The 21,680-nt window shown below is 72.4% G+C and carries 17 protein-coding genes; 6 read left to right on the forward strand and 11 right to left on the reverse strand.

Annotated elements, in window-relative coordinates:
* Position 1: 1 nt before the first annotated feature.
* Positions 2-1,225, forward strand: a complete 1,224-nt coding sequence (gene mgt, locus ACFWYS_RS22965; protein ID WP_384771928.1) for a macrolide-inactivating glycosyltransferase — start codon at positions 2-4, stop codon at positions 1,223-1,225.
* A gap of 72 nt (positions 1,226-1,297) precedes the next feature.
* On the opposite strand, the gene ACFWYS_RS22970 is transcribed toward mgt, so the two are convergent.
* On the reverse strand, positions 1,298-3,565 hold the full coding sequence (locus ACFWYS_RS22970; RefSeq protein ID WP_384771930.1) for an MMPL family transporter: 2,268 nt from the start codon (positions 3,563-3,565) through the stop codon (positions 1,298-1,300).
* 306 nt (positions 3,566-3,871) lie between these two features.
* Here ACFWYS_RS22970 and ACFWYS_RS22975 point away from each other — a divergent pair, with 306 nt between their 5' ends.
* From ACFWYS_RS22975 to ACFWYS_RS22995, 5 genes are all read left to right on the forward strand, one after another.
* Positions 3,872-4,420: a DUF1697 domain-containing protein gene (locus tag ACFWYS_RS22975; protein WP_384771933.1), complete on the forward strand. Its 549-nt coding sequence runs from the start codon at positions 3,872-3,874 to the stop codon at positions 4,418-4,420.
* A complete protein-coding gene (locus ACFWYS_RS22980; protein ID WP_384771936.1) occupies positions 4,413-4,787 on the forward strand; it encodes a DUF4440 domain-containing protein in 375 nt (124 codons plus the stop codon). Before ACFWYS_RS22975 ends, ACFWYS_RS22980 begins: the two co-directional genes overlap by 8 nt.
* A gap of 2 nt (positions 4,788-4,789) precedes the next feature.
* Entirely contained in the window at positions 4,790-5,806 is a 1,017-nt protein-coding gene (locus ACFWYS_RS22985; RefSeq protein ID WP_384771939.1) for a ketopantoate reductase family protein, read from the forward strand.
* 96 nt (positions 5,807-5,902) lie between these two features.
* Entirely contained in the window at positions 5,903-7,399 is a 1,497-nt protein-coding gene (locus ACFWYS_RS22990) for a hypothetical protein (protein WP_384771941.1), read from the forward strand.
* A 26-nt stretch (positions 7,400-7,425) separates the two neighbouring features.
* Positions 7,426-7,746, forward strand: a complete 321-nt coding sequence (locus tag ACFWYS_RS22995) for a hypothetical protein (RefSeq protein WP_384771944.1) — start codon at positions 7,426-7,428, stop codon at positions 7,744-7,746.
* 55 nt (positions 7,747-7,801) lie between these two features.
* Here ACFWYS_RS22995 and ACFWYS_RS23000 read toward each other — a convergent pair whose 3' ends face one another.
* From ACFWYS_RS23000 to ACFWYS_RS23045, 10 genes are all read right to left on the reverse strand, one after another.
* The gene (locus tag ACFWYS_RS23000) at positions 7,802-9,139 is read right to left on the reverse strand and encodes a protein kinase (RefSeq protein ID WP_384771947.1); all 1,338 of its coding nucleotides are present in this window, start codon (positions 9,137-9,139) and stop codon (positions 7,802-7,804) included.
* 3 nt (positions 9,140-9,142) lie between these two features.
* A complete protein-coding gene (locus ACFWYS_RS23005) occupies positions 9,143-10,051 on the reverse strand; it encodes a protein phosphatase 2C domain-containing protein (RefSeq protein WP_384771950.1) in 909 nt (302 codons plus the stop codon).
* Positions 10,045-10,704 carry a tellurium resistance protein gene (locus ACFWYS_RS23010; RefSeq protein ID WP_272122731.1) on the reverse strand — a complete coding sequence of 220 codons (660 nt, stop codon included), beginning with the start codon at positions 10,702-10,704 and terminating at the stop codon, positions 10,045-10,047. The genes ACFWYS_RS23005 and ACFWYS_RS23010 overlap by 7 nt, the downstream gene beginning before the upstream one ends.
* Positions 10,705-10,914: 210 nt before the next feature.
* A complete protein-coding gene (locus ACFWYS_RS23015) occupies positions 10,915-12,564 on the reverse strand; it encodes a hypothetical protein (protein ID WP_384771953.1) in 1,650 nt (549 codons plus the stop codon).
* A 55-nt stretch (positions 12,565-12,619) separates the two neighbouring features.
* On the reverse strand, positions 12,620-15,541 hold the full coding sequence (locus tag ACFWYS_RS23020; RefSeq protein ID WP_384771955.1) for a GTPase-associated protein 1-related protein: 2,922 nt from the start codon (positions 15,539-15,541) through the stop codon (positions 12,620-12,622).
* On the reverse strand, positions 15,538-16,800 hold the full coding sequence (locus tag ACFWYS_RS23025; RefSeq protein WP_384771959.1) for a hypothetical protein: 1,263 nt from the start codon (positions 16,798-16,800) through the stop codon (positions 15,538-15,540). Before ACFWYS_RS23025 ends, ACFWYS_RS23020 begins: the two co-directional genes overlap by 4 nt.
* A 2-nt stretch (positions 16,801-16,802) precedes the next feature.
* Positions 16,803-19,061: a hypothetical protein gene (locus tag ACFWYS_RS23030; RefSeq protein WP_384771962.1), complete on the reverse strand. Its 2,259-nt coding sequence runs from the start codon at positions 19,059-19,061 to the stop codon at positions 16,803-16,805.
* A gap of 154 nt (positions 19,062-19,215) precedes the next feature.
* Complete coding sequence (locus tag ACFWYS_RS23035; protein WP_384771964.1) at positions 19,216-19,956, reverse strand: sirohydrochlorin chelatase; 741 nt, start codon at positions 19,954-19,956, stop codon at positions 19,216-19,218.
* 6 nt (positions 19,957-19,962) lie between these two features.
* Positions 19,963-20,856 carry an ABC transporter permease gene (locus ACFWYS_RS23040; protein WP_384771967.1) on the reverse strand — a complete coding sequence of 298 codons (894 nt, stop codon included), beginning with the start codon at positions 20,854-20,856 and terminating at the stop codon, positions 19,963-19,965.
* Positions 20,843-21,631, reverse strand: a complete 789-nt coding sequence (locus tag ACFWYS_RS23045) for an ABC transporter ATP-binding protein (protein ID WP_384771970.1) — start codon at positions 21,629-21,631, stop codon at positions 20,843-20,845. Before ACFWYS_RS23045 ends, ACFWYS_RS23040 begins: the two co-directional genes overlap by 14 nt.
* Between the last annotated feature and the right edge of the window lie 49 nt (positions 21,632-21,680).

Below are 21,680 nucleotides of genomic sequence, written 5' to 3' on the forward strand. Positions count from 1 at the left end.
CATGACCACACCCACGCGCACCGCCCGCCCCGCTCACATCGCCATGTTCTCGATCGCCGCCCACGGCCACGTGAACCCCAGCCTCGAAGTGATCCGCGAGCTCGTGGCGCGTGGGCACCGGGTCACCTACGCCATTCCCCCGGCCTTCGCCGAGAAGGTCGCAAGGACCGGGGCCGAACCCAGACTCTGGCACTCCACCCTGCCCGGACCCGATGCCGACCCGGAGGCCTGGGGGAGCACCCTGCTGGACAACGTCGAGCCGTTCCTGGCCGACGCGATCCAGGCGCTGCCGCAGCTGATCGAGGCGTACGACGGGGACGAGCCGGACCTCGTCCTGCACGACATCACCTCGTACCCGGCCCGCGTCCTCGCCCACCGCTGGGGCGTGCCCGCGGTCTCGCTCTCGCCGAACCTCGTCGCCTGGGAGGGCTACGAGGAGGAGGTCGCCGAGCCGATGTGGGCGGAGCCGAAGCAGACCGAGCGCGGACAGGCCTACTACCGCCGGTTCCGGACCTGGCTGGAGGAGAACGGCCTCACCCCGGACCCCGACGCGTTCGGTGGCCGCCCCGACCGCTCGATCGTCCTCATCCCGAGGGCGCTGCAGCCCAACGCCGACCGTGTCGACGAGTCCGTCCACTCCTTCGTCGGCGCCTGCCAGGGCGACCGGGCCGCAGAGGGCGACTGGCAGCGGCCCGCCGACGCCGAGAAGGTCGCGCTCGTCTCCCTCGGGTCGGCCTTCACCAAGCAGCCCGCCTTCTACCGGGAGTGCGTCAAGGCCTTCGGCGAGCTGCCGGGCTGGCACCTGGTGCTCCAGGTCGGCCGGCACGTCGACCCGGCCGAACTGGGAGACGTGCCTGCCAACGTCGAAGTGCGGTCCTGGGTGCCGCAGTTGGCGATCCTGAAGCAGGCCGACCTGTTCGTCACCCACGCGGGCGCCGGCGGCAGCCAGGAGGGGCTGGCCACGGCCACCCCGATGATCGCCGTACCGCAGGCCGTGGACCAGTTCGGCAACGCCGACATGCTCCAGGCGCTCGGCGTCGCCCGGCACGTCCCGACGGAGGAGGCCACCGCCGAGGCGCTGCGCGAGATCGCCCTCGACGTGGTCGAGGACCCCGAGGTCGCCCGCCGTCTGAAGGACATCCAGGCGGACATGGCCCACGAGGGCGGCACCGAGCGGGCCGCCGACCTGATCGAGGCCGAACTGGCCGCCGTACGCGAAGCGTGAGTGAACACGCCCATGAGCAGGGCCCGTTGACTCCCCTGTGGTCAACGGGCCCTGCTCGTCGGGAGGACGGGGTCAGACAGGCACCCGCTCACCCTCGTCGTCCCGGGCCGACCCACGTGTCACGGCCTCGGGGGCCTCGTCGTGCGTCAGGTCCGGCAGGCGGTGCAGCCACTTCGGCAGGTACCAGTTGCGCTCGCCCAGCAGCGCCATGACCGCCGGGAGCAGCACGCCCCGGATGATCGTCGCGTCGATGAGGACCGCGGCCGCGAGGCCGACACCCATCTGCTTCATGGACTGCATGGACAGCGTGCCGAAGATCGCGAACACGGCGACCATGATGACCGCGGCGCTGGTGACGACACCGGCCGTGGTGACCACACCGTGCTGGATCGCGTCCTTCGTCGTACGGCCCCGCAGCCGCGCCTCGCGGATCCGGGAGACCACGAACACGTGGTAGTCCATCGACAGGCCGAACAGGATCACGAAGAGGAACAGCGGCAGCCAGGTGATGATGGCGCCGACGCCCTCCGCGCCCACCAGGGACGCGCCCCAGCCGTGCTGGAAGACGGCGACGAGGATGCCGTACGCCGCGCCCACCGACAGCAGGTTCAGCACGATCGACGTGACGGCGATCGTCAGCGAGCGGAACGACAGCAGCATCAGCGCGAAGGCGAAGACCACGACGAACGCGAAGACCGGGACGACCGCTCCGGCCAGCTGGTCGTTGAAGTCCTTCGAACCGGCGACCTGCCCGGTGATCGGCGCCTCGACGCCGTCCACCTTGCCGAGCGTGGCCGGGCGCACCTCGTCACGCAGCTTCTCCAGGCTCGCGCCCGCCTTGTCGAGGTCGGAGCCGCCGACCAGCGGGACATAGACGAAGGCGACGTTCTGGTCGTCGTGCAGCTTGATGTCGACCGGGCCGCGCGAGGCACCCGAACTGATCGCCCGCTCACGGAAGTCGGCGAGCGCGGACTTCACCTCGGGAGCGTTGATGTCGTTCGCCCTGACGACCACCTCGGCCGGCTCGGAGCCGCCCGGGAAGGCCGCGTTGAGCCGGTTGTACGTCTGCACGATGGGCAGCGAGTCGCCGAACTCCTTGTCCAGGGTGAGCTGCTGGGTCTTCATGCCGAGCGCGGGGGCCGCGATGGCGAGCAGCGCACCGGCCGCGACGACGACCGAGATGACCGGCCGGGCGAGCACGCCCTTCAGTACGGCCGTCCAGAACCGGCTCTCGCGGTTGCCGCGCCCCCGGTTGCGGCGCAGTCGGCTCTCCGGGTGCAGGAAGGGGATCTTGCCCTTCTCGACCCGCTCGCCCAGCAGCGACAGCAGCGCCGGCAGCACGGTCACCGACCCGACCATGGCGACCGCCACGACCATCAGCGACGCGAGGCCCATCGCCTCGAACTCGGCGAGACCGGTGAACAGCATGCCCGCCATCGCCACGCACACCGTGACGCCGGAGACGATGATCGCGCGGCCACTGGTGGCGGCGGCGACCTTCAGCGCGGTCTGCGGGTCCCGTCCGGCCTGGCGCTCCTCGCGCTCACGGCGCAGATAGAACAGGCAGTAGTCGACGCCGACGGCCAGACCGACCAGCAGCATCACGGAGTTGGCGGTGTCGCTCATCGGCATCACATGGCTGACGATGCCCATCAGGCCCATCGTCGCCATGATCGCGGTGACCGCGAGGAGCACCGGCAGCAGGGCCGCCACCAGCGCACCGAAGGCGATGAGCAGAATGCCGAGGGCCACCGGCACCGCGGAGTACTCGGCCTTCTGGAAGTCGTCCCCGAACGCGTCGTCGAACGTCTTCATCATGCTCGCGCCGCCGATCTCCTCGATCCGCAGCGACCCATGGCTCTTCTGGACGTCCTCGACGGCCTTCAGCACCGGCTCCACGCGCTCACCCGCGGTGTCGGAGTCACCGCGCATGTCGAACTGCACCAGCGCGCTGCGGCCGTCCTTGGAGATCGTCTTCGTGTCGTACGGCGAGGTCACGTCCGTGGCCTTGCCGGTGCCCTCGACGGCGTCGACGACCGCGGTGACGGCGGACCGGAACTCGCTGTCGGTGGCCTTGAGCGAACCGTCCTTGGCCTGGATCAGGACGGTCTCACTGGCCGGCTCCTCGATCCCGGCGTCCTCGATGATCTTGGCGGCGGTGTGTGTCTCGCCCTTCAGCTGGTCGCTGTCCTTGACGTCGACCCGGCCCGCCGCCGAGCCGAGCCCCATCGCCAGGACGACGAACAGCACCCAGATGCCGACGGCAGCCCATCGATGCCGGGCGCTCCAGCCGCCGGCGCGAGCGGCGAGTCCCCGCACTCGCATGTCTCCGTTCCCCATGACGGGCTTGCCCCCTTGATTGCGGTGGCGGCCCCCTGCCTCCACCTTTCGTTTCGAAGGTATGAGCCGGATAAAGGCATCTCGTCGTGCTCCCCGGTGAAGTGGGGCGGCCGGAACTCATCCGCTCGGACCCCGAGCCCTCCCCACTGGGTAGGACTGCGGCCCCTTACATCTATCCGGCCGGGTCGGGGGCGTGGATCAGGGGGAAGAGCTTGTGCATCGTGCTGACCGATCAGTAACTTACGGGCCTGGGCAGCCGTCGTGCCCACCCCCACGGGGCACGACGGCCGCCCTTAAGGTGGCCGGATGACGACGACGTATGCGGCGCTGCTGCGCGGGATCAACGTGGGCGGCAGCAGAAAAGTCCCGATGGCCGATCTGCGTACCCTGCTCACCGGCCTCGGCCTCGACGGCGTACGCACCTACCTCCAGAGCGGTCAGGCCGTGTTCTCCGCCGACCGCGGCGACGAGGAGTCCCTGGCCGCCGAGGTCGCGTCGGCGATCGAACAGCACTTCGGCTTCGCCGTGGACGTGATCGTGCGCGACCACGCCTACCTCAGGGCGATCGCCGACAACTGCCCCTTCCCCGCAGCCGAGTTGGAGCCCAAGCAGCTCCATGTCACCTACTTCTCCGCCCCGGTGGACGCCGAACGCTTCGCGGAGATCGACCAGGCGGCCTTCCTCCCGGAGGAGTTCCGGCTCGGCGACCGCGCGCTGTACCTGTACGCCCCGAACGGCCTCGGCCGCTCCAAGCTCGCCGAAATCCTGTCGCGCCCCCGCCTCAACAAGGGTTTGATCGCCACGAGCCGCAACTGGAACACCGTCGTCAAACTCGTGGAGCTGACCAGTGACTGACCGCGATCCCGCCGTGACGGCCGCCATCGAGGGCGAGCTGCGCCTCCTCGACCCCGAGGTCCGCCGCTCGCCCGAACTGCTCGGATCGCTGCTGCACCCCGAGTTCCACGAGTTCGGCGCGTCGGGCCGGCGCTGGGACCGGGCGTCGACCATGGCCCGCCTGCCCGGGGACACCGATCCGGTGGACCGCTACGTCGTGACGTCCGGGATCGAGGGCGTCCGCCTCGCACCGGATGTCGTCCACCTCACCTTCGACACGGAGAACAACGGCAGGCACGCACACCGCAGTTCGCTGTGGCGGCGGACGGGCGACGGGTGGCAGATGTACTTCCACCAGGGGACGCCGTTCAACGCCGAGGGGAAGTGACCGTGCGCTACATCGTCATCGGGGCCGGAGCGGTCGGCGGAGTCGTCGGCGGGCGGCTCGCGGGATCGGGGCACGAGGTCGTGCTGGTCGCGCGGGGCGCGCACTTCGAGGCCCTACGGGAGCACGGCCTGCGGCTCAGGGTTCCGGAGGGTGAGCTCGTCCACCGGCTGCCGGTCGCCGACGGGCCGGGCGCGCTCGGGGAGCTGCGGCCCGACGACGTCCTCGTCCTCGCCGTCAAGACACAGGACAGCGTGGCCGCACTGCAGGCCTGGGCCGCCGTACCGGTCGCGGGCGGCGGCACGGCGGCCGAGCGCCTGCCGCTGTTCTGCGCACAGAACGGCGTCGAGAGCCAGCGCCTCGCCCTGCGGCTCTTCCGGCGGGTGTACGGCGTCTGCGTCTGGCTGCCGTCGACCTACGTCGAACCCGGCGTCGTCTCCGCGGCGGGCCGCCCCCTCACCGGCATCCTGCATCTCGGCCGCCACCCGCACGGCACCGACGAGACCGCCCGCCTGGTCGCCGCCGACCTGGGGAAGTCGCACTTCGAGGCACCGGTCGTGGCGGACGTGGCGCGCTGGCAGTACGCCAAACTGCTGGGCAACCTCGGCAACGCACTGGAGGCGGTGACCGGCCCGGTCGCCGACGAGGAGGCGACGGCGCTGCTGCGGCGCGTGCGGGCCGAGGGTACGGCCGTGCTCGACGCCGCCGGGATCGCCTACGCGAGCGCCGAGGAACAGCAGGCCGTGCGGGGCGACAAGGTCACCCTCGTCCCGCTCGACGGCACCCCGCGCGGCGGCGGCTCCTCCTGGCAGTCCCTCACCCGCGGCACCGGCACCATCGAGGCCGACTACCTCAACGGCGAGATCGCCCTCCTGGGCCGTCTGCACGGCGTACCGACCCCGCTGAACGAACTCCTCCAGCACCTCGCCAACACCTTCGCACGGGAGCGACGGGAGGCGGGATCGATGCCGGTGGGGGAGCTGGTGCGACGGGCCGACGAGGCGCTCGCCGGCACACGCTGACCCTCTTATGGCGACTTGGCCCAACTCCGAGACACATAGCGGGCGTTGTCCCTAGGGTGAAGCGCGCGAGTTCGGCAGGAAGGGCAGGTCACCGTGGTGGGCAGAGCATTACCGTCGCTGCCGCAGTACCGCAAGGACGGGGTGACCCGGCGGCTGTGCGCATCGGCTCATCTGGACGACGACCTCGCCGCCGAGGTCGACCGCGAACTCACCGGCGACCGGCTGGACGCCATCGGACTGACCCTCGGCATCAACTTCGTCGCGCTGGCCCGGCACGCGCGCGTGGCCGTGCGGCGACGGGAGGCGCTCGATCGGCAACTCGCCGGACTCGGCGCCCTGTTGGTGATCTCCCTCTTCGCCCTCCTGTGGGGACAGGTCGGCGGCCACGGCACGGTCGTCCAGGCCGGGTTCTACGGCCTGCTCGGCGTCCTCGCCGCCACCTGGTGGCTGATTCACCACGCCGAGTCCCGGGCGCGTGTCGCGGCGCAGCGGGTGCTCCACGGCCAGGACAAGGCCGAGGAACTCGCCCCGCCCGTGGAACCCGAGGCGGAGGCGTGGCTGAACGATCTCAAACGCGCCAACGTGCTGCCGTACGCCGACCAGGCCGCGCTCGACAAGCCGTTCGTCGGCAGCGGCCACATCCAGCTCGGGAAAGTCGTCGTGTGGCAGCCCATCGACATCAGCAAGCCCGCCGCGGCGTCGGGTGGCGGCACCCATCCGATGCTGCCCTTCGACGCCATCGACCTGCACACCTATGTGGCCCGCGAGATGGAGAAGATCTCCGGTCTGGACGGCCTGCGGGCCAGGAACCGGCTCTACGTCCTCGGCAGCCACGCCTACCTGCTCCCGGACCTCGTGCCCGACCGCACCCGGCGGCCGCGCGCCCAGATCCCCAAGCAGCTCGTCCAGGCGGGCCTGCAACGCCCCGGCGCGGCCATGCGGACCCATCTGTGCCTGGAGCGGGTCGGCGAGGGCGGACGCATGGTGGTGTCCATGTACGTCCGGGCGATCCTCAACCGGCCCAGCCTGAGCTGGGAGGTCGCCGTCTACGCCATACCGCCGCTGCACGGCCGCTTCCATGTGGTGGACCGGCTGCCGGTGGCGCCCTTCGACCGCTGGCGGAGCCTGGTCGCCCACGCGACGCTGCGCCTGTGGCCCGAGCTGAGCGGCGCTCCGCGGCGCATCAACGAACGCGGCCGGAGGCGGCGCCGCTCCGCGAAGTTCCTGCGCAAGCTCCGCCGGGACATCACCAAGCAGCATGTGATCTACGACTACGGCGCCCCCGACAGCCTGCGTGAGCGGTACGGCGACTGGGACCAGGCGGGGCACAACGAGCTCACCGACGCGGCGGACTTCCTCAACCGGCTCCAGCAGGGTGTGCTCACGGCGACCGAGCGGTTCCTGAAGGACCACAACATCGACACCAGCTCGTTCGACAAGGCGCAGCAGATCATCACCCAGACCTACAACATCAACAACGTCAACGGCCCCAGCAACATCGGCACCGGCGGCACCATCAACCACCCGGGCGGACCGCAGGGGAGCGGTCCTGCGGGGCAGCAGGGCGGCGGCCAGCCCCCGGCCAGGCCCTGAACCGCGCACATCACAGGAGGCGGGACATGAGCACGTTCAACATCCGCAACATCAACGGTCCGGCCAACATCGGCGACCACGGACGCATCGAGATCAACAACGGCGCCGACCCGGCCGCGGTCCTGCGCCTCGCGGAGCAGCTCGTCGAGCGGCTGCGCGCCGACAACCCGGCGCTCGTGCCGCAGGCGCAGGTCATCCAGGGCGAGCTGGCCAGCACCGGACAGGACGGCCGGACCGCCGACCGCGGCCGGATCCGCTCCGCCCTGGAGACCATCGGCATCGGCGTGGCGGCCGGCAGCGGCAGCCTGGCCCTGGTCCAGGAGATCGGCCGCGTGCTCGGACTGTGACACCGGGCGCCCCCACCTGTCCTGCGGGGCGCCCGGCCCGGCCGTACCACCGCGGTCATCTCGCCTTGACGACCGCCCGCACCCCGCCCCCGAACTCCAGCTCCAGGCCCGAGCGCAGCGGGACCGTCTGGCCGGGGCCGATCCGCTGGGACGTGCCGTCGGAGCGGGTGCCCGTCCAGGTGTCCTTCGAGTGGTTCTTGATGCCGAAGCGGCCCGGCTTGCTGGGGTGTTCGACCAGTTCCGCGACCAGGCTCGCGTCCGAGCAGTCGTGCCGCGTCGGCTCCGGCAGCAGATGGTGCGCCTGGACGCGGGCCGCCCGGCGCAGCCGGATGTGGTGCTGGGCGCGCGGCGGAGGCGTCGTCACCGTCAGCCGGGGCGGCAGCACCAGCTGCGCCCCGCATCCCCAGCAGGGCCGCGACGGCGGGTTCTCACCCGGCTCCGTCATGTTCTGCCGGCCGCAGGCGGCGCACTCGACCACCGAGTCCAGCACCGCCCGCAGCGCGTTGCGCCACTCGCTCTCCCGCACCCGGGCCGCCGGGTCGTGCAGCCCGGTCGTGAAGCTGCGCCGGAACAGCTCCTGAAGCGTCCCCACCGCCGCGTCCCACGTCGCCAGCACGGTCGCGTGCTCCATCGGATCGGGCGCGTTGGAGCCGTCCGCCGGGTCGAAGACGAACAGCGGGCTCTTGCCGTACAGCCGCTTCTCCGCCGCCTCGTCGAAGCAGTGGATGCCCAACTCCCGGCGGCCCTCCAGCGGGTGATGGTTCATCAGCAGCATGAACAGCAGCACGGCCAGCGAGTGCAGATCGGACTGGGTGCCCGGACGCGCCCCCGGCTCGGCGCGCACCAGCTCCGGCGCCATGAACTTCATCGTCCCCGAGATACCGCTGACGTCGCCCTCCACGACCGCGTTGTCGTTGTCGCAGACCAGCACGTCACCCGTGGCCGGGTCGAAGAAGACGTTCCCCCAGGAGATGTCCCGGTAGGCGATACCGCGCGAGTGCAGCGCCTGGTACGCCTCCACCGTGTACAGACAGGCCGTGAGCAGCGCCCTTGTGCTGGTGCGCAGTTGGCGCCGGAACAGATCCGGCAGCCCCTTGAAGCGGTCCGGGCGCACCGCCATCAGATAGCCGAACGACCCCCGGTGATCGCGCACATACGCCTCGGGCCACAGGAACCGGTCGTCATCGAAGTCCCGGCCCACCAGCTCCCTGACGATCGCCTCCTGCTCGGGTGTGGCGCACGTCGGGTAGTACCACTTGAGCGCCTTCTCACCGCCCGGAGTCCGCACCCGGTACACCTCGCCCTGGCCGCCGGCGCCCAGCATGTCGATGATCTCGACCTCGTCGCCGTTCTCCGCGGTCAGCCGCGTCCCGCTGTCGAGCATGCCGCTCATCTTCTACGTCTCCGTCTTCCGTTCCGTATCCATGGCCCCGGCGTCCGCCACGGGCTCGGTGTCCTCGCCCACCGGACCGACGGGGCGCAGCGCCGCCGCCAGGGTCGTGTCGTCGCCGGAGTACTGCGAGGCCTGCCCCAGCCACTCCGGCAGCGAGGCCCGCACCCCGGCACTGCCCTCGGCCGTCAGCCGCCCGTCCAGCCCCGCCACGAACTCCCGGTACCCGTCCGCCGACGCGAAGCTCTTCGACAGCCCGTCCGTCGACAGCACCACCAGCCGCGGGGTCCGCGCCTCGTCGAACACCGGCGCCCAGTGCATCCGCACCGCACGCCAGGCCTGCCGGCCGCACAGCGACTCCGTCTCGTCCCCGAGGTCCTCCTCCGACGGCGCCAGCGGCCGGCGCAGCACCCCGTCGTGCTCGACGACCGCCAGATCGCCGTCGCCGATCTGCCACGCCACGAACAGCCACGGCGTGAGCACCGCGCCGATCAGCGTCGTGCCGTACAGCGCCAGCTTCTGGTCCTGTTCCGGCTCCTTCGCCCCCTCGTCGGCGACCGGACGGTGCCGGTCCCAGTGGCCCAGGGCCGCCTCCCGCCAGTCCTGCACCAGGGCCCGCGGGAAGTCGTCGCGGGCGTACGTCATCAGCCGCGCCAGCCGCCCCGGCTCATGACAGTCCCGGGCGACCCGCCCGAACTCGGCCCCACGGAGCAGGAACCGGTCCACGGCGAACCGCGCCCCTAGCCCGCTGCGCGCGTGCACGGCCGAACCGTGCCCGTCGGCCACCGCCAGGACCAGCGGGTCGTCACCGGCGCCGGTGCCCTCGCAGGCGTACCAGTCCTGGTTGACCCGCTTGTTGACCCCCTGGACGCTGTCGCCGAGCGTCTCCCAGCGCCGCACCCCGAGGGTCACCACACGTCGTCGTCATCGTCGTCGAGGACCGGCGGCGCGTACGGCTGCTTCACGGCCGAGTCCGCCGAGCTCGCCATCTGCTGCGAGGCCGCTTTCACCGCCGCCGTGGACGCCCAGCGGATCGCCGCCGCGAGCTGCTTGGGGCTGTTGGCGTCCAACGGCTGCAGCTCGGGGTTGCCGAGGAACTCCTGCAGCACCGAGCGGTCCGCGTCGGCGCCGATCGCGATGGCGACCCGCACCGCCTTACGGCCCCACGGTGTCGCGTCGATCGCCTTCAGGCCCGCCTTCCAGTCGTCCGTGGGCACCCCGTCCGACACCAGCGCCAGCACCGGCTTCAGCGCCCGCTGCGGCATCGGCGGGCTCTGCAGCTCCCGCGAGACCAGCGTGAACGCCTCGCCGAGGTTGGTCATGCCGTCCACCTCGACGTCCTGCCAGGTGAAGTCGTCCACCGGGACGGGCGTCGGATGGTGCCACTGGGCCGTCGTGGAGAACGTGATGGTGCGCAGCAGCAGTTGGGCGGCCGGGTTGTCGTGGGCCACGGAACGCATCTCGGGGATCGCTTCCCTGATCGCGTAGTTGAGTCTGGCGATCTTCTCGCCCTGCATCGAGTACGAGCAGTCGAGCAGCCAGATGAAGTGGACCGGCCGGTTCGCCATCGGCCCGCCGGGAATGTCGCTCACTTCGCTTGTCCTTTCCGGTGGTTGGGATGTCCGCGCGTCGGGGAGCCGGGAGCTCCCCCCGCTCGGGGGATCAGGGCAGCAGCCACAGCGCGAGCAGCACCGCCCCGGCCGCCGTCAGCACCAGCGAGGCGACGAACAGGCCTGCCGCCATCCACCGTCCCCGCCCGATCGGTCTGGTCACCTGCGTCATGCCGGGCTGTACTTCCTCTCCTTCTCGCCGCCGCGCAGCCGCAGCCTGCGCTCCTTGCCGCCCGCCCCCGCGCCCGGCCCGATCAGGGCCCCGGTCCGCAGCCCCGAGTCCGCGAGCAGCCACAGCACCGGCTCGGCCGCCCTGCGCTGCTCGGGCTCCAGCGGTCCGGTGCCGGTGGCCGCATGGGCGCTGACGGACCAGTAGCGCGCCGCCCGGAAGTCGTGATCGAGGGCGCGCACGAGGCCGCCGAGGCCGACCTCCTCCAGCCAGGTGTCGATCCGCGCACCGGCCACGGGCAGCGAGGACAGCTGGTCCAGCACATCCCGCTTGGTGACGACCGTCGCCGCCGACAGCCGCCCGCGGCGGCCGGCCAGCGCCGTGAGCTCACCGATCAGCCGCTGATACGTCTCCCAGGGCCCCTGCGCCGAGGGACGTGCGGCCCCCGCCCGCCCGGCATCGTCGGCGCTCAGCCTGCCGCGCACCTTGGGGTCGGCGAGGACGTCGGCGACCAGGACGATGCCGTTCGCGTGCGCCAAGTACCCCTGGGCACGCACCCGGTCGGCCTCACTCACCGACTCGCCCATCGGGTCGTACAGATACAGCAGTCTGCGCCGCCGCCCGCGCGTCACGGTCAGCATCAGCGCACGCGGCTGGCCGCCGGTGGTGGCGTGGGCCCAACCGGTCTGCTTCAGCTCCTGGTTGAGGTCGGCGGCCGTACGCCGGTCGTCGTCGGAGGCGTACTCGACGCTCAGATCGCCGCGCCGGGCCCATGCGTGCAGGCCCTCCACCATGGCCGCCATCAGCATGGTCTTGCCGGACGACGTGCCGCCGACCAGCGGTGCGTGCACCACCCTGGTGGTACCGGCCGTCTCCGGCAGGGACCGGGCGCAGTGCGGGCACAGCGCGGCCAGTTTGCCGCGCCCCGCGAGCCGGGTCGTCGGCAGCCGGCGCCCGCACGCGCACGCGTGCCACAGCACGCCGTACCGTCCCGGCCGCAGCGCACGATGCTCGGCCGGACAGTCCGGGCACCGGTGCACGGCCAGCGGCACCGGGCGATAGCAGCCCGGGTACGGGCACTTGACGCGCACGCCCCGCACCAGCAGCCACCCGCGCTCCACGCCCCGCAGCACCGGTACGGCCGCCGCGCAGCCGAGCCAGACCAGGCCGAGCAGCAGGGCGAACACGGCATGGACGACGCCGAGGACGACGGTGGCGAGCGAGGCGCCGAGCAGGGCGCCCAGGGCGACGCCGGGCCCGACGAAGACGACCAGCAGGAAGCGGGAGCCGGGCGAGCTGCCACGGATGCCCGAGGGACGCATGCCGTGGAACAGGTTCCGTACGAACCGCCCCATCCACGGGTCGGAGAACCTCGTCCAGACGACCCGCATCCCGTATCCGGCGGCCGAGACGGCGTCGACGCGCATCTGCCGCCACCAGTACCCGAGATGAGCGGGCTCGCCCGCCCCCACGACCGGCACCCGCTGATCGGACTGTCCCGCCTGCCGGGGCCCGAGCCCCTGCCACACGGCACTCACCCCGACCCCGAGGAACTGCCACAGCAACCGGAACAGACACAGACCGACACCGAAGACGATGATCGAGCCGAGCAGGAGGAAGAGCGGGAAGGCCGCAGTGAGCGAGTTCATCGGCGATCCCCTTCACGAGCCCGCCCGGCGGCGGCCACGACGGCTATGACGTTGTTCATCGGCGCCGCCCCTCGGCAGGCGGCTCCACGTCCCCGGGCCACACCGGCGGCTGGTCCGCGCCGCGCCGGCCACGCCCGGACAGCCGGCCGGCGAGCCGGCCCAGGGCGCCCGGACGGTTCCAGGCGCGGAACGCGTCGAGCCTGCCGCGTCCCGCCCGCCCGAGGACCTCCTCGACGGCGGCGACGTCCTCGGCGGGCAGCGCCCGCACGATCGGCCGCAGTACCTTCGTCAGCAGGGCCGTCCGTGTCTCGTCCCACCCCGGCCGGGTACCGGCGAAGGCGTTCCAGGCACCGAAGCAGACGGCGACATACGACGGCACCGTCCGCAGCCGGTCACCCACCCGGTCCGAACGCCCCACCCGCTCGTACGCCGCCAGCAGCCGCGGTTCGGCCGCCCTGGCCAGGGCGTACAACTCGCTCTCGGGCTCCGGCCGCAGGACGAGCCGCCACGCGAGGGCGTCGGCGATCCGCTCCAGCACCGTCCCCGGAACGGGCTCGGCCGCACCGTCCCGCAGTGCCAACGCCCGCTCGACCCAGTCCTCGCCCTCGCCCTCGGTACCGAGCAGTCCGGCGAACTCCAGCAGCAGCAGCGCGGCACGCTGCCCGGGCCGCACTTCCGTGGGGAAGCAGCGCAGCAGATCGGCGGCGAACACCGGGACGTCGGGGTCGTCCGGGGGCGCCGCGAGCGCCGCGTCGATCAGTATGTCCCGGGTACCTGCCGCGCGGTGGATGTCCGACCCCAGCTGGTTGAGCAGCAAGCTCGCCTCCTGGCCGGTCGGCAGCACGCCGGACCACACCAGGTCGAGCGCGGTGCGCAGGACCGCCGTGTCGGCGTGCGGCGAGACACCCGCGCTGCGCAGCACTCCGTGGAACCGCCCGAGCCGGTCACCGCCGCTCCCTCCGACCGGCTCGCCCGGCATGACGCACATCTGCAGATGCGGAAACCCGGTCTGCAGATCCACGGGCAGCCCGGTCCCGGCCAGCCTCCGCGCCACACCGGGCGGGTCGGCCTGCGCCAATGCGTTCAGGGCTCCGAACAGCGCGATACGCAGGGCCGGATGCTCGCGCACGGCGTCGAGGAGGGCGGGAGGACAGGGGGACGGGGGCTCGGCGGGCGGGTCGCCGGCGAGGGAGGCGGGGCGGCCGGCCGGGGCGGGCCCCGAACCGTCGGCCGGTGTGCTGCCGAGGCCGTCGTCCGGAGTCTGACTCCACCAGGCGTCGCCCGCCCGGCGACCGCTTCCGGCGGGCCCGGGCCCCGACGCACGATCCGCGCGGCCGACGGAGTCCCGGCCCGAACCGTCGCCGGACGCCGCCCTGCCGGGACCGTCGCCCGGGGCTTGGCTCCACCACGCGTCGGCCGGGGGACGGCCCCTCCCGTCGGCCGGGGAGCGCCCCTCCCCGTACCCGGCCACATCGTTCGCCCCGTAACCCGCCGAGTCCCCGCCCGCGCGGCCGGCAGCACCCGCCGAGCGTGCCGAACCCACCGAGCCTGCCGAACCCACCGAGCCTGCCGAGCCCACAGCGCCCGCCGCTCCCGCCGGGCCCGCCGAAGGCTCCGCGACCAGCCCCCGGGCCAGCCGTCCCGCCAGTTCCGGAAGCAGGTCCTGGCAGTCGATGTCCAGCAGATCCGCGGTCCGCAGCAGCGCGAGGGGGCGGCCGGTGGCCGGCTCCAGTTCGTCGGCGATGCCCGCGCGAAGGGAAGGTGCCAGATCCCGGGCCAGCGTGGCCTGAGCCTCGGCGGTCAGCGACCCGGCCCGCAGAACGGGCATGGGCCCCCGGCCCCGTACGGCGGAGACCAGCACCCGAGCCGCGAGGGGCGCGGTCACGACGGTCGGCAACTGCCCCTCCAGCCGGGCCAGCAGAGCGGCCAGCGCGGCATGTTCACCGTCGGCGCTCCCGCCCGCACTCCTGCCTCCGCCGCTGCCTCCGCCCTCGCACAAGGCCCCCACCAGCGCGGTCAACGTGTCGTCGGCGAGCGTGCCCGCGTGCTCGACGGCCCACCCGGCAGCCGCCGTACGCCCCACCGTGCCCAGCTCGACACCCGCCACCAGCGCGGCCACCGCCAACGGCCCGGTCTCCGTGGAGGTGTCGCGGAACAGGTCGGGGCGCCCGGCGCACCAGATGTGCGCGCAGATCTGGGCCCAGGCATCGGTCACCGCGTCCGGCGCCGGCCGGGCCGTACAGTCGTGGACCCGGTAGCGGTGGTCGTGGCTGACGGACTCCGAGGACGGCAGGACGCCGACGATCTGCTGGCGGGCCTGCTGCGGGCGGCGCGTGTAGGTGGTGAACGTCAGCCGGTGGGCCTGCTCGCGGGGCAGCACCGTGCAGGCGAGCGCGATCCACTGGGCGACGTCCGCGCTGTCGTGCTCGACGAGGACGATCTGGCCGGCGGCGTCGGGATCCTCCGCCAACGCCCGCAGGTCGGCGAAGAACGCGGCGAGCCGTTCGGAACGGGACACGGCGAAGGCGACGAGGCCGTCCTTGCGGAGCAGCCCGGACGGTTCGAACCGGTCGACCGGCTGGGGCCGGCCGTCCGCAGGCGTGGTGTCGGCCCAGCGCGGCGACTCCCACGCGGTGATCGGCAGCGCGCCGTCCGGCAGCCGGATGCCCGAGGGAAGATGCAGCGCGTGCGCGTGGAAGTTGCCCCACCGGCCGCTGTAGTCCGCCCCGGTGTACACGGAACGGCTCAACAGCCGCCCACCATCGGCGAGTTCGGAGAAACTGAAGGCCTTCGGGAAGCCCTTCAGCTGCTCGGCGTCGGGCCGGGCGGGGAAGTCACGCGGGGGTTCGTAGCCGATGAGCTGCTCGGCCTCCCGCAGCAGCCCCTGCGGCACCCCGGCGCTGACCGCGGTGAACCGGAACCCCGAGCCGTCCGGCCCGGGCGGCGCCGAGGTGTAGTGCAGTTGGGCGAGGGTCACTTGACACGTCCCTTTCCTGCGCGTCCCTTCGCGGCGGACCGCACGGGCAGCAGCCCCCGCCGGGCCAGCAGCCACAGCAGCGGGTCCTCCACCCGCACCGGCTGCGGGCCCGACTTCGGTACATCCGCGGGTGCCTCGGCGGGCGGCGGCGCACCGAGGGCCGACAGTCCGAACAGCGACAACTCGGCGAAGTCCAGTTCCAGTTGACGTACGAGAGCCCCCGAGTCCCAGTCGGCCATCAGGGACCGGATCTCCTCGTGCACGGCGAGCCGGTCGTCCTGGTCGAACCGGCCCTCGGTGTGCGGCGCGTTGCGCAGCACGGGCGAATGCGGGTCGAGCAGCGACTTGAGCATGTCGGTCTTGGTGACGGCCACCGCGATCGGCGTGGACACCCGGCCGCGGGAGCCGCCCTTGCCGTGGGCGCGCAGCTGCGCCGCGAGGTCGGCGGCGATCTGCTGCGGCGGCGTCTCGACGACGGGCAGCGGAGGGCCGTCGTGCACGGGCAACCGGTCCCGCACGGAACCGAGTTGCAGCGGATCGACGAGCAGCACGATGCCGTCGGCGGCACTGAGATAGCGCGTGTAGCGGTCCATGGCCTCGGCGCCCGCGAGATCCTCGCCCGCCGCGTCGAAGAACACCAGCGTGGTGTGCCGGGTACCGGAGCCCGGCCGTCCGCGTCTGGGCACGCTGAGCCGGTACAGGAGCGGATCGTTGAAGCCGAGAGCGGCGGGCCGCGTCGCGTCCGGCAACCGCAGCCGCTCGTACAGGTCCTCGGCCATCTCCTTGTCCCGCTGCTGGGTGGTCTGCCCCATCGCGGCCAGCGAGGCGTGATAGGCCTGCCCCACACGCTGGTTCAACTCGTTGACCAGCACGGACACATAGGTGCTCTTGCCGGAGGCCTTCGCGCCGACCAGGGCGATGATCCGGCTGTCCTGGTCGCAGTAGTCGCTCGGCAGATCGTTGTGACAGGCCCGGCACACCCGCACCGGCGTGGGCACCCCGCAGTCGGGACAGGGCACGCTGCTGCCCCCGCGCAGCCCGCCGCCCACCGCGGGCAGCCTGCGGCCCGCGGCGAACACGGGACCGCGCATCCGGGCCGCCGGAGGCGCGCTCGGCCCCATGAACCCGGCCCATATGTCGTCACGTTGGGGACCGCAGGGGGTGCCGCCCCGAACACCGCTCGGGGTCATCAGACAGCGGTAGGGCAGCTTGGCCGCGGACGAGCGGTCGAAGCAGTAGGGACAGATCACGGTCGTCATGGTCAGCGCACCACCAGGGTCGCGGGGGACGGTTCTTCGAGACGTACGGCGGCCGCGTGCTCACCCAGCAGGAAGCCGCGCAGGGTGTAGGGGGCCGGACAGGGCACGGCCGGCAACTCCTGCTCGACCGTGCCGTGCCGGGTCAGGTCGGTGCCGGGGATGCGCAGCACGGTGGTGCCGTCGGTCGCGGTACGCGGCCGGAGGGTGCCACTGCGCGCGACGCACACGAACTCCGGGACGCCCGTGTGCCCGAGGGGAGCGGACAGGGTGACGCGCAACAGGGTACGGCCCCGGCCGAGCAACCGCCTTGGCCCGCGCACGAGTTGATAACCGATCGCGGTGTCCGGCGGCAGCACGGCCTCGGCGGCGACGGCGGGCACGACGACGGCCCCGGGCGCCTGAGCAACGGCAGCGGCCCGAACCACCACCCCACCCGCCCCGACGGACAACCGCAGTCCGTTACGGCGGTAGGCATGGGCGGTGACGGTACGCCGACCACGGCCACCGGACCCTCCTTCGGAGACGGAGCCGACGTCACCCACATCCGAACCGCTCAGAGCCTCGGTCAGCGGCTCCCAGTCCACGACCAGATGACCGACCCCGTCGGGCCAGTCGAGCTTGACCGCCGCCTGTCCCTCCGGAAGCCGCTGGACGACGAGCCCGGTGACCGCCCGCAGCACCTCCACATCGACCACGGGACCGGCGAGCGCGCGCTCACCGAGCACGGCGACGGCGGCGACCCGCGTGACCCCGCCCGGCGGCGGATCCAGCACCCCGGCCCGCTCGGGCCGGTCCAGCCGCGCCGGAAGCTGCTCGGTACGCAGCTCACTGCCCGGCGCCGGGGCAGCACCGGGCCACCGAACGAGCCGGACCTCGCCGTCCCGCACACCGGTCCACTCGAACCGCACGGCAGTGCCGTCGGGGCGAGCGGTGAGGGTGCGAACGGGGTCGGGCCAGGCATGGACGGTGCGGTCGGCGCGGACGCCAGGGGAGGGGACGAGAGCTCCATCGGGAGCCCGGTAATGGCAGACGACCCGGAAGGCATGCGTACCGATGGCGAGACCGGAAGCGGCGAACCCATCGTCACGGCACGGCAGTTGCCCCCCGCCCCCACCCACCCCGCTCCACTCGACCGTAACCTCCGCCGCTCCGGCCGGCCGCCGCCAGGAGCCCTCGACCCGCTCGGGCCCGTCCACCAGGGCGAGCCCCTCCACCTCGGGCGCGACAAGCACCCGGCGCGAAACCAACGGCGCCCCGGCGACGACCCCGTCGCGCAACGGAAGGGCGGCATACCGAACGCTGGAACCAAGGGCAACGACAGTGTCCCGAGCCGCACCGCCCCCCTGCACCGCCACTTCCCGCACCTTGGCCGCACCCACCGGGTCCCGATACAGGCACAGCAGCAGCCAGCCCCGCTCGTCCGTACCTGTTTCCGTTCCCGCCCAGCTCAACTCGACATGATCCGAACGGAGTTCGGCACTCAGCGGAGAGGGCTCCCCGGACCCGGGCCGATGATGACGAACCAGCGCACGCAGCGCCCGCCGATCATCGACGGCCTCACGCAGCGCCCCCAGCAACTCCTCGGTCGCCCGCTCGACGTCCCCGCGCCCCTCGGCCTCCCGGGCCGCACGCAGGGCAGCATCAACGGCACCCAACCGTAAGACCAGCGCACCCCGCAGCGCCTCCAGCGCCGGATCGGTACGGTCCTGCGGCAGCCGCTCCAACAGCGCACGCACCCGATGCAGCCGGTGCCGTTCCCAGGCATCGGCGAGAGACTCGGCGGCATCCAGCTGCTGCCGACTGAGAACGGCCCGCAGCCCCGCCGCCGCCACCACCCCGGCGACCTCGTCCGGATGCACCCCCAACTCGACGGCAAAACGCGGGCGTTCACCCCGCTCCCGCTCCTGCAGCAACCCGATCAGCTGATACAGCACGACCCTGCGCAGCGCCTGCGGATCACGCCGGTGCAGTTCGGCGAGCAGCCCCACAAGGGACGCCGTAGGAGTCGCGGTCCGCGCGAGGCCGCCCAGCAGAGCACCGTCCACCCGCTGTCGCCCACGGGGCCCGGACGCGACGTACAACCCGTCGAGCACACGTAACCCGCCACCCCCGGGCGGCAGCAGCGCCTCGCCCAGGTGCCGTAACCCCGCGGCGTGCTGCGCGGCGACAAGCTGGGCATACCCGGGCACCAGCGGACTCAACGGCAGCCCGGTCAACGCCCGTGGCAGCCCCAAGTGATGCCCGAACTCGCGTCCAGCCAAGTGCGCCGCTCTCCCCCGATAGCTCTTCGGGGAACATCCCAGCAGATCCCCGCCCCCGGGGAGACGGTTTTTTCCGAATCGAAGCGTCCCTGACCAGCTGCGACCTGAGCCGCGTGGGGGCTGGGTCGCGTAGCCCCGCCCAACCGCCGGAGGCCTACGCTCCGACGGCGGTCAAGACCCGCACCCCAGCCGCCTCATACCGCTCCACGACCACCCGAGCCACCTCGGCCGCGGCCCCCAGCACATCCCCCAGCACATCCGCCCCGGCCGCACCCCGGGCAATCCGGTCCGGCAGAAACCCCGGCGCCAGTACATACGGCGCCACGGCCACCCGCTCACAGCCGAGCTCCCGCAGCTCCCGCACAGCGTCCTCGGTGCGGGGAAGAGATGCGGAGGCGAACGCAGGCCGCACGGCGCACCAACCGGTGTGCCGCCACTCCCGCGCGATTTCTGCGATCACTGCGATCGCCTCCGGGTCGGTGGACCCCGCCGAGGCCAGCACGACCCCGGTCGAGGACTTGTCGGCGGGCGTCAGGCCCGCCTCGTACAGGCGCCGCTCCAGGGCCGCCGTCAGCAGCGGCGACGGGCCGAGGACCTCCGCCTGCCGGATCCGCAGCTGCGGCGGCGCGTCGCGCAGGACCGCCGGGATGTCCGCCTTCGCGTGAAACGCCCGCGTCAGCAACAGCGGCAGCGCCACCACGTCGCGTACACCCTCCGCCGCCAACGACTCCAGCACCCCCTGCACCGACGGGATGTTGAAGTCGAGGAAGCCGGTCTCCACCCGCACGTCCGGACGCAGCGACCGAACTCGTCGTACCAGGGCATGCACGGTCGCGGCATGCCGAGGGTCACGGCTGCCGTGGGCGATGACGAGAAGAACCGGCTTCTTGAACACAGGACCTCAGCTCCTTGCCAGCAGACCGCGACTGCGCAGCACCCGCCGCTCCAGCGGGCTGAAGATCAGCAGGTCGATGGCGATGCCGACGACGAGGATGAGCAGGATGGCGAAGAAGACCATGGACATGGAACTGGTGTTGCGGCCGTTCTCCAGCAGCTGCCCCAGCCCCACACCCAGGTCGGGGGAGGACGCGATGATCTCCGCGGCCATCAGCGACCGCCAGGAGAACGCCCAGCCCTGCTTCAGACCCGCGAGATAGCCGGGCAGTGCGGCCGGCATCACGATGTGCCAGGTCCCCTTCAGCCCCGTCGCCCCCAAGGTGCGGCCGGCCCGCAGGAACAGCGGCGGCACCTGGTCGACGCCGGACACCAGCCCGTTGGCGATGGACGGAACCGCCCCGAGCAGGATCACGGCGAACATCATCCGGTCGTTGAGGCCCAGCCAGATCACGGCAGGCGGCACCCAGGCGACCGACGGCAGCGACTGCAGCCCGGACAGGATCGGCCCGATGGCCGCACGCACGAACCGGACACGCGACACCAGCAGCCCCAGCGGCGTCCCGATGGCCAGCGCCAGCAGGAAGCCGAGCAGACCGCGCGAGACGGACGTCCAGATGTACTGGTGGAGCGTGCCCTGCAGCCAGGACTCGCGCAGCTCATCCCACACGTCCGAGGGCGCGGGCAGCTTCGTCGGGTCGCCGGCGATCCCGGACGACACCAGGAACTGCCACAGCGCCAGCACCAGCGCGACGGCGACGACGGGCGGCAGAACCTTCTGGGTCAGGGTTCGCCGGAACGGCGTACGACTCGTCTGGACCGTCTCCAGGGCGTCCAGACCCGCTTCGAGTCCGGCGAGATCGCTGCCGTCCTTGGCGGCGGTCGTCTCAGTGCTGGCCATGGCGGCGGATCTCCCCACGCAGTTCTTCGGTGATCTCCCGGGACAGTTCGGCCACCTCGGCGTCCTCGATACGACGCGGCTGCGGAATGCCGACCGTCCACTCGCGGGCGACGCGGCCCGGCCGGGAGGACAGCAGGACGACCCGCTGGGCGAGCCGCACCGCCTCACGCACGTTGTGCGTGACGAACAGGACGGACAGCTGTGTCTCGCGCCAGATCCGGGTGAGCTCGTCGTGCAGCACGTCCCGGGTGATCGCGTCCAGCGCCGCGAACGGCTCGTCCATCAGCAGCAGCTTGCTGTCCTGGGCGAGCGCCCGCGCCATGGCGACGCGCTGGCGCATACCGCCGGACAGCTCGTGCACCCGCTTGCCGTGCGCGCCCTTCAGCCGGACCAGTTCGAGGAGCTCCTCGGCGCGCTCGCGCCGCTCGGCCTTGGCGACACCCCTGAGCTTGAGGGCGAGTTCGATGTTCTTGCCCGCGGTCAGCCACGGGAAGAGGGCGTGCTCCTGGAACATGAGCGCCGGTCGCCCGTCGGTCGTGATGCTGCCCGCGCTGGGCCGGTCAAGGCCGGCCACCAGGTTCAGCAGCGTCGACTTGCCGCAGCCGGACGCCCCGAGGAGGGTGACGAACTCGCCCGGCGCGACATCGAGCGTGATGTCGTCGAGGACGAGCTGCTGACCGGCGGGGCCGGCGAAGGACTTCGAGACATGCTCGATGCGCGCGGCGTGCTCCACGGACGTATCCGTGTCGGCGGCCTTGGCGAGTGCCGTTGCCATGGTCGTCACCTCCTGGGAAATCATCGGGAACTCATCGGGGTCAGTGCCT

It is taken from the genome of Streptomyces sp. NPDC059010, assembly GCF_042740355.1.
Taxonomy (GTDB): domain Bacteria; phylum Actinomycetota; class Actinomycetes; order Streptomycetales; family Streptomycetaceae; genus Streptomyces.

Coding starts and splice junctions, on each gene's coding strand:
- mgt (WP_384771928.1), top strand. CDS start 2: ATGACCACACCCACGCGCACCGCCCGCCCCGCTCACATCGCCATGTTC.
- ACFWYS_RS22970 (WP_384771930.1), bottom strand. CDS start 3,565: ATGGGGAACGGAGACATGCGAGTGCGGGGACTCGCCGCTCGCGCCGGC.
- ACFWYS_RS22975 (WP_384771933.1), top strand. CDS start 3,872: ATGACGACGACGTATGCGGCGCTGCTGCGCGGGATCAACGTGGGCGGC.
- ACFWYS_RS22995 (WP_384771944.1), top strand. CDS start 7,426: ATGAGCACGTTCAACATCCGCAACATCAACGGTCCGGCCAACATCGGC.
- ACFWYS_RS23000 (WP_384771947.1), bottom strand. CDS start 9,139: ATGAGCGGCATGCTCGACAGCGGGACGCGGCTGACCGCGGAGAACGGC.
- ACFWYS_RS23010 (WP_272122731.1), bottom strand. CDS start 10,704: ATGGCGAACCGGCCGGTCCACTTCATCTGGCTGCTCGACTGCTCGTAC.
- ACFWYS_RS23015 (WP_384771953.1), bottom strand. CDS start 12,564: ATGAACTCGCTCACTGCGGCCTTCCCGCTCTTCCTCCTGCTCGGCTCG.
- ACFWYS_RS23025 (WP_384771959.1), bottom strand. CDS start 16,800: ATGACGACCGTGATCTGTCCCTACTGCTTCGACCGCTCGTCCGCGGCC.
- ACFWYS_RS23040 (WP_384771967.1), bottom strand. CDS start 20,856: ATGGCCAGCACTGAGACGACCGCCGCCAAGGACGGCAGCGATCTCGCC.
- ACFWYS_RS23045 (WP_384771970.1), bottom strand. CDS start 21,631: ATGGCAACGGCACTCGCCAAGGCCGCCGACACGGATACGTCCGTGGAG.